This is a genomic window from Chloroflexota bacterium, from assembly GCA_026713825.1.
Classification (GTDB): Bacteria; Chloroflexota; Dehalococcoidia; order Lucifugimonadales; family UBA1127; genus UBA1127.
This window is the reverse complement of record JAPONS010000051.1, coordinates 58,721-69,356: the sequence shown is the minus strand read 5'-3', so window position 1 is coordinate 69,356 and position 10,636 is coordinate 58,721. Positions and strand designations below refer to the sequence as shown.

Annotated in this window: 8 protein-coding genes; 6 read left to right on the top strand and 2 right to left on the bottom strand. The window is 61.1% G+C overall.

What is annotated here, in order from left to right:
- Nucleotides 1-93 precede the first annotated feature (93 nt).
- From rsmD to OXC99_06895, 6 genes are all read left to right on the top strand, one after another.
- On the top strand, nt 94-651 hold the full coding sequence (gene rsmD / locus OXC99_06920) for a 16S rRNA (guanine(966)-N(2))-methyltransferase RsmD (GenBank protein ID MCY4624713.1): 558 nt from the start codon (nt 94-96) through the stop codon (nt 649-651).
- A complete protein-coding gene (gene coaD / locus OXC99_06915) occupies nt 648-1,133 on the top strand; it encodes a pantetheine-phosphate adenylyltransferase (GenBank protein ID MCY4624712.1) in 486 nt (161 codons plus the stop codon). Before rsmD ends, coaD begins: the two co-directional genes overlap by 4 nt.
- A gap of 26 nt (nt 1,134-1,159) precedes the next feature.
- The gene (locus tag OXC99_06910) at nt 1,160-1,684 is read left to right on the top strand and encodes a hypothetical protein (protein MCY4624711.1); all 525 of its coding nucleotides are present in this window, start codon (nt 1,160-1,162) and stop codon (nt 1,682-1,684) included.
- 374 nt (nt 1,685-2,058) lie between these two features.
- Nucleotides 2,059-3,111, top strand: coding sequence for a 3-deoxy-7-phosphoheptulonate synthase (locus tag OXC99_06905; GenBank protein MCY4624710.1), 1,053 nt, complete (start codon nt 2,059-2,061; stop codon nt 3,109-3,111).
- A gap of 59 nt (nt 3,112-3,170) precedes the next feature.
- Entirely contained in the window at nt 3,171-5,987 is a 2,817-nt protein-coding gene (gene polA, locus OXC99_06900) for a DNA polymerase I (protein MCY4624709.1), read from the top strand.
- A 17-nt stretch (nt 5,988-6,004) separates the two neighbouring features.
- A complete protein-coding gene (locus OXC99_06895) occupies nt 6,005-7,552 on the top strand; it encodes a Fic family protein (GenBank protein ID MCY4624708.1) in 1,548 nt (515 codons plus the stop codon).
- Between the two features lie 719 nt (nt 7,553-8,271).
- Here OXC99_06895 and nudC read toward each other — a convergent pair.
- Nucleotides 8,272-9,219, bottom strand: coding sequence for an NAD(+) diphosphatase (nudC, locus tag OXC99_06890; protein MCY4624707.1), 948 nt, complete (start codon nt 9,217-9,219; stop codon nt 8,272-8,274).
- 101 nt (nt 9,220-9,320) lie between these two features.
- Nucleotides 9,321-10,577, bottom strand: coding sequence for a Rieske 2Fe-2S domain-containing protein (locus OXC99_06885; GenBank protein ID MCY4624706.1), 1,257 nt, complete (start codon nt 10,575-10,577; stop codon nt 9,321-9,323).
- Between the last annotated feature and the right edge of the window lie 59 nt (nt 10,578-10,636).

Here is a 10,636-nt window from a genome sequence, read left to right as displayed (position 1 = left end):
CAGTACACGGGGCGGGCTACTGGAGACCCAAGCGAGCCGTACAGGGCAACGGGCTGCTCAAGTCCGTCCAGCGGCTGCCTGGAGGAAAGATACGTGGCCCTTCGCATCATTGGCGGGAACGCCAAAGGCCGAGCATTGTCGTCCCCTGGTGGGGCTCGCACTCGTCCTACGTCCAATGTCGTGCGGTCCGCCATTTTCTCCATGCTTGAGCCATACCTCGGCGGAGCGCGTGTCCTCGATCTCTTCTCCGGCACAGGCGCCCTGGGCGTCGAGGCCCTCAGTCGCGGCGCCGGGTGGGTCGACTTCCTGGAGCGCGATGCCCGTCAGTGCGCTGCCATCAAAGGCACTCTCCGGTTACTCGATTACGCAAATCAAGGGCGTGTTCATCGCAACCAGGCCGAGCGTGCGCCTGAACTGCTGGAGGGCCCCTACAACGTCATCCTCATGGACCCTCCCTACTCCTATAAGAAGCTTGAGGCGCTGCTGGAGCGCATCGGCGAGTCATGCCTGACGGACGACGGCAGCGTGATTGCCGTGGAGCACTCTCGCCATCAAGACCTTCCAATGGAAGTAGATGGCCTGCGGTGCATCAAGCAACGGCGATACGGTGAGACCATGGTGACGCTTTACCACTGGGGGGAAGCCGCATGACGGTCGCGCTGTATCCGGGCACCTTTGACCCGATCACCAACGGCCACATGGACGTGGTCAAGCGGGCGGCCGCCCGCTTCGATAAGGTGATCGTCGCTGTCTACGCTGGCTCGCTCAAGTCCGTGATGTTCTCGACGGAGGAGCGCCTTGGCCTGTGCCAGAAGGCGGTGGAAGGCGTGGCCAACGCTGAGGCTGTCACGTTCAGCGGGCTTGTCGTCTCCTACGCAGAGTCCATCAACGCATCTGTGATGCTGCGCGGCTTGCGTGCGGGCGCGGACTTCGACCACGAGTTCGACATGGCGTTGATGAACAAGACGCTCGCTCCAAGCATCGAAACCATGTTCCTGATGGCCAACATCGAGTGGCAGTTCCTCAGTTCGTCGAGGATAAAAGAGGTAGCCGCGCTTGGCGCAGACGTCTCCAACTTCGTGCCCGCGCACGTGGGAGAGGCGCTGAGGGCCAAGCTGAATAATCAGGCCTAAGAGAGGCAGTAGATAAAGGAGGCGCAATGGACCTGTTGAATCTGGTAGACAAGTTGGAGTCAATAGCCACGGCCAGCGGCAAGTTCCCGGGCACCCGCAAGATCATGATCGAGCAGGACAAGCTTCTGGAACTGGTCGACCAGATGCGCTTGGGCGTACCCCGGGACATCGTCGAAGCCGAGGAGCTGATGGCGCGGCGTGAGGCCATCATCAACCAGTCGCTGCTGGACGCGCGACGCATCAAGAGCTCCGCAGAGGAAGAGGGACGCAACAAAGTTCACGATAGCGAGATCATGTCGCAGGCCCACAAGAGGTCAGAGGACATGCTTGCGGAGGCACAGGAGCAGGCTGACGGCATTGTGATGGACGCCCAGAAGAAGGCGCACCGCCTGATGCAGGACGCCCAGTCCTTCGCCGACCAGCGATTCGAAGAAGCGAACCAGTACGCCCAGGAGACGCTCTACCACCTGGAGATGCATCTCTCCACCGTGCTGAATAGCGTTCGCCGCGGGCTTGACAGCCTCGAAGGCAGTCCCACCAAGGCAGCGTAGCGCCTCCCGGCGGGGCCTCATGGCTACGGGGCCCCGCCGTAACGGCGCGATGATGCGGGCCGATTACGAGCACAAATGAGCGACTTGACCCCTCAGGGGCCGACCGTCCCAGTGGGCATTATTCAGCTTGCCTATTGACAAGCTTGAATGTTCCTGTAGGATAGACTGCGTATGAGCATTACCCTGTCCTATCGCTATGGTTATTTCTTTACCGGCACATATGTCGGTCGGGGAATTGCTGTGTGACAATCAGGACAGCGTAAGCAGTTGACACTTTCCCCGCCCAGCAGACGCCGGCGGGTTTTTTGTTGGCCCCCGTTCTGCTCCGGGAGATGCGTTGGCATTTGAGCAGGTCCAGAAAGGGATGTGAGGATATGCAGAAAACCAAAGTGGAAGACCTCAACGTAGTCGGCACCGCGCCGCTGATCAGCCCCAACGACTTGGACGCGCAGGTCCCCATTACAGAGGAGACCGCAGACCATGTCGTTTGGGGCCGCTCACAGATAGAGGCTATCCTGAACGGCACGGACAAACGCCTGTTGGTCATCGTAGGGCCCTGCTCCATCCATGACGAAGCTGCAGCGCTGGAATACGCCGGCCGTCTTGCCGCGCTGGCCGAGAAGCTCAACGACAAGCTTTTCATCGTCATGCGAGTGTACTTCGAGAAGCCCCGTACCACTGTCGGATGGAAGGGCTTCATCTACGATCCCGGTCTGGACGACAGCTTCGACATCAATACGGGCATCACGCGCGCCCGCGCGCTCCTCTTCAAGCTCAATGAGATTGGCATATTCGCCGCCACCGAGTTCCTGGACCCGGTGGTCCCCCAATACCTGGCTGAGTTCATCACTTGGGCCTGCATTGGCGCGCGTACTGTTGAGAGCCAGACCCACCGCCAGATGGCCAGCGGCCTCAGTATGCCCATAGGGTTCAAGAACTCCACCGAAGGCGCAGTCCAGCCCGCCGTCGATGCTATGGTCTCTGCCCGCTCTCCCCATGCTTTTCTGGGAATTGATCACGAGGGCCGGACGTGCATCGTGCAGACCAGGGGCAACCCTCTGGGTCACCTGGTCCTCCGTGGCGGCAACTCAGGAAGCAACTTCGGCTCGGACGCCATCACCTCAGCGCACCAGCGCTTGGAGGCTGCGGGGGTTCCGACACGCGTGCTGGTGGACTGCAGCCACGGCAACTCGAACAAGGAGTTCTCCAAGCAAAGCCTTGCCTTCAGCGACGCCGTGGAACAGCGGCTCGGCGGCGAAACCGACATAATCGGTTTCATGTTGGAGAGTCACCTGAACCCGGGTAACCAAAAGGTGACGGCAGACCTTTCCTCACTCAAGTACGGTGTGTCCATCACCGACGCTTGCATCGGCTGGGAAGAAACGGAAGAGTTGTTGACTTGGGCACATGGGAAGGTTGACACCTAGACCGAATGCATCGTCGCCGCGCTGTATAATGACCCCATCACTTCGGTTGAGGGGGCGCCATGACCAGCGAGCAGCAAGCGACACTCGGCGTGGAGGACTCGCCGCTCCTGGTGCTTCTGGACGGCCACGCCATGGTCCATCGGGCCTTCCATGCCATCCAGAACCCGCTCACCCTGCGTCGCACCGGCGAGGAGGTCCGCGGCGTCTACGGCTTCACGCAGATGCTCCTTCGCGCCATTGAGACTCTGCGCCCGACGCACCTCATTCTGACCTTTGACTACCCCACGCCAACGTTCCGGCACGACCTCTTCAAGGACTACAAGGCTCAACGCCCAAGCATGCCCCAAGAACTGAGCAATCAGTTTCCGCACATCCGCCGTCTCATGGAGGCTCTTCGAGTCCCCATCATGGAGATGGACCGTTACGAGGCTGACGACCTCCTCGGCACGCTATCCGCGCAGGCGGCGGACAAGGGCCTCGACACCGTCATCATCACCGGCGACACGGACACCCTGCAGCTTGTGGGCCCGCGGGTGCGCGTCCTGCTGCAGTACTCCACGGCCAAGCAGACCCTGTACGGCGAGCCCGAGGTGCGCGAGCGCTATGGCGGCCTCACCCCCGGCCAAGTCATCGACTACAAAGCAATCTGCGGCGACACCTCAGACAACATCCCCGGCGTGCCCGGCGTCGGCCCCAAGACAGCCTCCAAGCTCCTGCTGGACTTCGGCGACATCCCCGGCATCTACGACCACCTGGACGAGTTGCCGGCGAGGCAGTCGGCCCTCTTTGCGGAGCATCACGACCGCGTGTTCCAGGGGCGCACCCTCGTCACCATCGTCCGGGATGCCCCGGTCTCCCTTGACCTGGATGAGGCGAGGTGGGGCACCTATAACCGCGCCGAGGTGATCGACGTGCTGAAAGACCTGGAATTCTTCAGCACCATCAACCGCATCCCCGGCGGCGAGTCCGACGGCCCCGTTGAGTCGCAGTCCGCCGATAGCCCCCAGGCCGAGCCTGCCGTCGAGACCGACTACCGCACCGTGCGGGACGCCGCCGCGCTGGACGATCTCGTGAACGCGCTTGCAGCGTCGGACGGTTTCGCGTTCGACACGGAGACAGCGCCCGACGGCCTCGACGTCAAGGGCGTCCAGCCGATGCGCTCCAACCTCGTCGGCCTGTCGTTCGCCACCGCCCCCGGCGTCGCCTGGTACGTGCCCGTCGGCCACACGGAAGAGGGACAACTATCGCAGGAGCAGGTCTTGGAGGCGCTCCGTCCCGTTCTGGAGGACCCGGATCTGCCGAAGGCCGCGCACAACGGCAACTATGACCTCACGGTACTGGCCCACCACGGCGTCCGTATGCAGGGCTTCGCATTTGACACCATGCTGGCGGCGCACCTGCTCGGCCACAAGGCCATCGGCCTCAAGAACATGTCGCTGGACCTGCTGGGCATCGAGATGACGCCCATCAGCGACCTCATCGGCTCCGGCCGCGCGCAGACGACCATGGACCGCGTGCCCGTCGACCAGGCCGCGCCCTACGCCTCCGCCGATGCCGATATGACCTATCGCCTGTGGGTGATGCTGGACGAGCGGCTGCGCACCCAGGGAATGCTTGACTACTTCAAGCTCATAGAAGTGGCGCTGCTGCCCATCGTCGTTGACATGCAGGTCACGGGCATCTCGCTGCAGGTCGACATGATGCACCAAATGGCCGACGCCCTGGGGCAGCGCGTTGCGCAGCTGGAGGTGGACGCCTACGAGACGCTGGGCCACCGATTCAACCTCGGTTCTCCCAAGCAGTTGGGCGACATCCTTTTCGAGGAGCTCAAGCTCGGCGAGATGGCGGAAGTGGGGAAGCCCAAGAAGACCAAGACCGGGGGGTACTCCACTGACGCCGCAGCGTTGGAAGCGCTGCGCGGCGTACATCCGCTTGTTGACACGGTGCTGGAGCACCGGCAGCTCACCAAGCTCAAGTCCACCTACGTCGACGCTCTGCCCACGCTGATCAACCCCGGGACCGGGCGGCTCCACACCACGTACAACCAGGCCGGTTCCGTCACCGGCCGCTTCTCCTCCAATGACCCCAACTTGCAGAACATCCCCATCCGAACGGACCTCGGCCGGCAGATCCGCGTTGCCTTTCTGCCGAACCAGCCCGGCTGGCTGCTGCTCGCCGCCGACTACTCCCAGATCGAGCTGCGGGTGCTGGCGCACCTGTCGCAGGACCCGGGGCTGCTGGAAGCGTTCCGCGAGGACCAGGACATCCACGCCGCCACCGCGTCGCAGGTCTACGACGTGACGCTGGACCAGGTGACGCCGGACATGCGGCGCATCGCCAAAGTGCTGAACTTTGGCATTATCTACGGCCTCAGCGCATTTGGCATCTCGCAGCAGACGGAGTTGACGGTCGAGGAGGGTCGGGGCTTTATCGACAGCTACCTGGGGCGCTACCCGTTGGTTAAGGAGTACATCGACGGCACCAAGCAGATGGCCCGCGACATGGGCTACGTTGAGACGTTGCTGGGCCGGCGACGCTACATGCCGGAGATAGCGTCGAGCAACCCGCAGATCCGCCAGGCGTCGGAGCGCGAGGCCATCAACATGCCGGTGCAGGGCACCGCCGCCGAGGCGCTCAAGCTGGCGATGCAGGGCGTCGCGAGGGAGATGTCGGCGCGAGGCCTCCGCAGCAACCTCCTCCTCCAGGTCCATGACGAGCTCATCTTCGAGACGCCCTCAGACGAGATTGAGGAACTCAAGTCTCTGGTGGTAGACGTGATGCCGAGGGCGATGGAGTGGGCCCCCAAGCCGGTGGACTTTGCAGTGCCGCTCAAAGTCGCGACAAAGAGTGGCGGCAATTGGGGAGAGCTGGAGTAGGGGTGGGCAAAGGTAGAATGACCATCCAGCATCGCTGGCAGCCAATTGAGCCATTGACTGAATTTGAGGAGCGCATTGCCCATGGGCTGCAACCCCTCACAGAAGTGTGGCGAGAAGCGCAGGCCCGGCTACAAGAAGAGGCCCCTTACGGGCTGCAACAGTTCAATGAGCGCTTGGTCCGGCGGCTGAGCGTGGAAACCGGCATCATTGAGCGGTTGTACGATGTGGACCGTGGCACGACGAATGTCCTGGTGGAGCACGGCTTTCGCGAGGACCTTATCCCTCGCGAAAGCACCAACGTCGACCCTGCCCACTTGGCCACAGTGTTGTCCGACCATGAATCCGCATGGACACTCGTGCAGCAGTGCGTGGGCGGTGCGCGCGAACTCACCATTGGCCTTATCCATGAGTTGCATCAAGCCTACACAGCGCATCAGCCGGCCGTCACAGCATACGACCGAGAGGGCCGCATGTATGAAACGCGGCTGCTGCGCGGCGCGTTCAAGGTTCACCCCAACTCCGTCACGCTCCGGTCCGGCGCAGTGCACGAGTATTGCCCCCCGCTTCAAGTTGCGCCGGAGATGGAGCGGCTGCTGTCCTTGCTGGCGGAGTATCAGGACAAGGACCCCATTGTGGTGGCCGCATGGCTTCACCACCGATTTGTGCAGATACACCCGTACCAAGACGGCAACGGGCGAGTGGCACGGGCGCTCATGGGCCTATCACTGCTCAGGGCTGGCCTCTTGCCCATAGTCGTGGATCGTGACGACCGTACGGAGTATATCGACGCGCTGGAAGCCGCAGACGCGGGCGATTTGGTGCCGCTCGTTAGATTTCTTGTTCGGTTGGAAGAAACAGCGATTATTGAGGGTTTGAACTTGCAGACTGGCCCCCTTGAACAACCTTCCGCCTCAGCTACGGGAACCGAGTTGGCCAGAATCGAAGCACGGTTCAAACGCCGGGAGCGGGACGCCATTGTGGAATGGGGTACGGTGAACCACTTGGCAATACGACTGGCCATACGTACTGAGCATGCCCTCAACTCGCTACTCAACAGCCTCAGTGGCATCATTAGGAGGGAACACGGTTCTGGGTCTGCATCGTTTAGGCACGATGTCGTTGGCACCGATATTCAGGAGCGAGGTGTAGTTGGAAGTAGGGACCCAAATCTCTACCAGAACCTCGTCACACGAGCAGCGAATGCTCAAGGCCGCGAAGTAGATTTCAACGAACCGCATTATTATGTGGCCAAGATGATGGTTGAAGAACGCGAGACAATACGCAGAACATTTGCCTTTGTGGTGTCGCTGCACCATACTGGCCCTTGGCATGGAGGCATTATGGAGGCCCGTGCCTTCTATGCTGCTGAGGCCGAAGTGCGAGCGCCGTCTGAGCAGCCGTATGAAGTGTCCAGCGATGTGCCTCCTGACATCCTCAAGCCTTGTTCCCTGGGGCAGTTCGTATTTACATACAAGTCCCTTCTGGAAGAAATCGTTCCAAGTCTAGAGTCTTGGCTAGACAAGGCCTTTGCGGAGGCAGTGCGGGAGTACGGTGCGTTGCTGTAGCGCAAAGGTTTATGGCCAAAGGACTGACACAGGGTAAGCTCGCCAGTATTGTTTAAGGGAGACGACAGCCTTTTCTATTTGCTTGAAGTGCGGTGGCTGCCCTAACAAGAAGAAAGCAACTGTACTAGAATATATCACCCATACGTTAGTGTCGGGGAATACTTCCTGAATCTCACTAAGACGGCTCAGGGCTGAACAGCGGGGAGACAGCCCTTGATCTCTATGCTGATAGATTAGAAGAGTGTGGTTTAGCCCATACGCGTATCGCAGTTCATCCCAGCATATGAATTTCACCCTGTCTTTACCCTTTGATGAATCCCGCTCAATTCCAGTGTCAGGGTCAAAAAACATCACAGGAATCCCATTAGCACTAGAAAGAAACTTGTTGAACCATCTCTGCCTTTCTCCTTGGTCTTGAGGCACATAGTCATCAAAGAACTGGCAATTCGCAATTGGGCCTCCCAATGCCATCACCGAGACATTGAACTGCTTACGCTGCACTACTTGTTCCTGTAGGTAGTCAAAGACGTACGGGTCGAAGCTCCTGAAGTGATGTTTGGGGTTTCTGAGATAGCTGGTCTTACTCAGGTCTAGATTGCCAGCGTCCGGCATCAACATCCAGTTGACTGCCACACGTAAACTACCATACGCAAGTAGATGCCGTATTACACTGTATTTGAAGTAGTCATTCTTCTCGCCAAACCACCTGTTCTGCAACTCTACACCTCTCCCGCCACCCACGCCTTGATGAGGTGGTGCGCGATGGCTATGGGGCCCGGCAGCGCGAGGTTCTCGTTGGTGCCGGCGAGGGCGCTCGTGACGTCGTCCCGGGAGAACCACCGCACATCGGACATCTCGCCCGTGTCCATGTGGATGTCCGTCGTCGCCGCGTCCGCGTGGCAGCCGATCATCAGCGTTGACGGGAACGGCCACGGCTGCGACGAGTGGTAGCGCACGTTCTTCACGCGGATGCCCGACTCCTCCATGATCTCCCGCGCCACCGCCTCCTCTATCGCCTCGCCCTGGTCCATGAAGCCCGCCAGCGCCGAGTACCGGTTCATCGCCTGCAGCCGCCCGCGCGACTGCCCCAGCAGGCACCGGTCGCCGTCGGCGACGACGGTGATGACGACGGGGTCCGTCCGCGGGAAGTGCTGCGAGTTGCAGTTGGGGCAGAGGCGCATATGGCCGCCGCGCCGCATCTCCGTAGGTGTCCCGCACACGGAGCAGTAGCCGTGCCGGTTGTGCCAGTTCACCTGCGCCCGCGCCTGCGCGACGATGCCCGAGTCTGCAAGACTGATGAGATCAGTGACGCCCCGCGTGTCCTCGAAGGACCATGCTTCGTCGGCGCGCAACGCCTCGGAGGCAGCCTCGTTGCGTGTGATGTCCACCGTGAAGTGGGCGGCGCCGTCTCGCAGTCCAAGGAAGATGCCTTCCACCTCAATACCCAGCCGCTGCACGTCGTCCAGCCCAATCCAGCCGAGGTCGTGCTCATCCGAGCTGCTGACCAGGACCGTGTTCTCCCACAGTGGCAGGAACTTGCTGGTTGCATCCAGTGCACGGTCCCGAAGCCAACCCTCGTCTCGACGCTCCTGGTCACCGCGGTCGAGGGGGTTGCCGGCGTAGATGTGGGTGATGGGCGGAAGCTGATTGGGCATGGTGTCATCCATTCATTGAATTCAGGTGCATGCTACGACCAATCGCGCCAAACATGCGACGACGGGAGACGCATTCGAGCGACCTCCCGCCGTCGTTGCCTTGCCAGATCCGCTTACTTCACAGTGATGTCGTCCCAAACGACTGGGTCGTCCTTGAAGTAGACATCACGAGGCAGCACTGCGCCGCCGGAGCGCACCTTGAACACCTCCGGGTGGCTGGCCGCGTAAGGCTCGATGCCCTCTTCCAATTCGCGCGCGCCGATGATGAGGCGCCGGCGCATGCGGATGATGGCCGTGTCCGTGGTGCCCAGGTGTTCTTCCGTGCGGTCCACAATCGCGCCCATGCTGTCCGTCATTGCCGAGTCCTGCGCGCGGCCCATGCTGTCTGGAATTCCGCTGAAGGTCTCTGTCTTCTGCACAGTCCGGTCAATCATGTAGTGGTTGCTCTTGTTCGCAATTCCCTTGTACGTGCCGGGGAGCATCCCGCTCTTGGGCGCCTCAGTCCATTGACCCTCCAGAGGCCCGTAGGGGTTCCAGCGGCACAGGTAGAACCAGCAGTTCTCATCGTCAATGGGTACGATGAGGCCCGACCGAGCGTATCCGTGCGGCTCACGGGGGATCATGGTGACCCACGGGAAGAGCCAGCGGGAGATGCGCCAGTAAGAGGAGTCTGCTTCGGCGTTGCGCTTGGCGCCGATGAGGATGCCGCTGTCCGTGTCTTCCACGTGGAAGCGGGCCGGGCGGTCGTTGTACGAGTAACGCCCACCCATGGTCGTCGCTGTTGCAGCCTTCTCTTGGGCGTCCAATCGACTGTGCAGGATGGAAGCGTGCACCGTGTCAATCTCTCCCTCAATGACCTGCACGAAATTGGACTCGTACCACACCTTTCGGGCCTCTCGCTGGTTCTCCGCTATCGTGAGGTACTCCAGCTCCGGCATGGGCGGCTGAAGCTCCGACGGGCCCATGTACGCCCACACGAAGCCACCCGCCTCCTGCGCGGGGTAGGCCAGGATATTGACCTTTTCGGCGAAGTTGCTGTCCGCCGGCTCTGACATCATGTCGACGCAGTTGCCCGCGATGTCGAACTTCCAGCCGTGGTAGGCGCAGCGCAGACCCTCTTCTTCATTGCGGCCGTAGAAGAGGCTCGCGCGACGGTGGGGGCAAAACTCCTTCAGCACGCCTACCTTGCCGCTGGTGGTGCGAAAGACCACCAATTCCTCGCCGTAGATCTTGCTCTGCACAGGCGGGCAGTCCGGCTCCGGTATCTCCTCAGAGAGGAGCACCGGCGTCCAGAACCTGCGGCAGAACTCGCCCATCGGCGTGCCCTTGTCCGTTCGACACAGGAATTCGTTTTCTTCCCTGGTCAGCATCCCCTTGCCTCCTCTTTGTTGTTGCGCTACGTCTGAAGACAAACCGCAAATGCTACTGG

Excerpts from the sequence above, each read along its gene's own strand:
- OXC99_06895 (MCY4624708.1), top strand. The coding sequence starts at position 6,005 with ATGACCATCCAGCATCGCTGGCAGCCAATTGAGCCATTGACTGAATTT.
- OXC99_06885 (MCY4624706.1), bottom strand. The coding sequence starts at position 10,577 with ATGCTGACCAGGGAAGAAAACGAATTCCTGTGTCGAACGGACAAGGGC.
- OXC99_06910 (MCY4624711.1), top strand. The coding sequence starts at position 1,160 with ATGGACCTGTTGAATCTGGTAGACAAGTTGGAGTCAATAGCCACGGCC.
- OXC99_06905 (MCY4624710.1), top strand. The coding sequence starts at position 2,059 with ATGCAGAAAACCAAAGTGGAAGACCTCAACGTAGTCGGCACCGCGCCG.
- polA (MCY4624709.1), top strand. The coding sequence starts at position 3,171 with ATGACCAGCGAGCAGCAAGCGACACTCGGCGTGGAGGACTCGCCGCTC.
- nudC (MCY4624707.1), bottom strand. The coding sequence starts at position 9,219 with ATGGATGACACCATGCCCAATCAGCTTCCGCCCATCACCCACATCTAC.
- coaD (MCY4624712.1), top strand. The coding sequence starts at position 648 with ATGACGGTCGCGCTGTATCCGGGCACCTTTGACCCGATCACCAACGGC.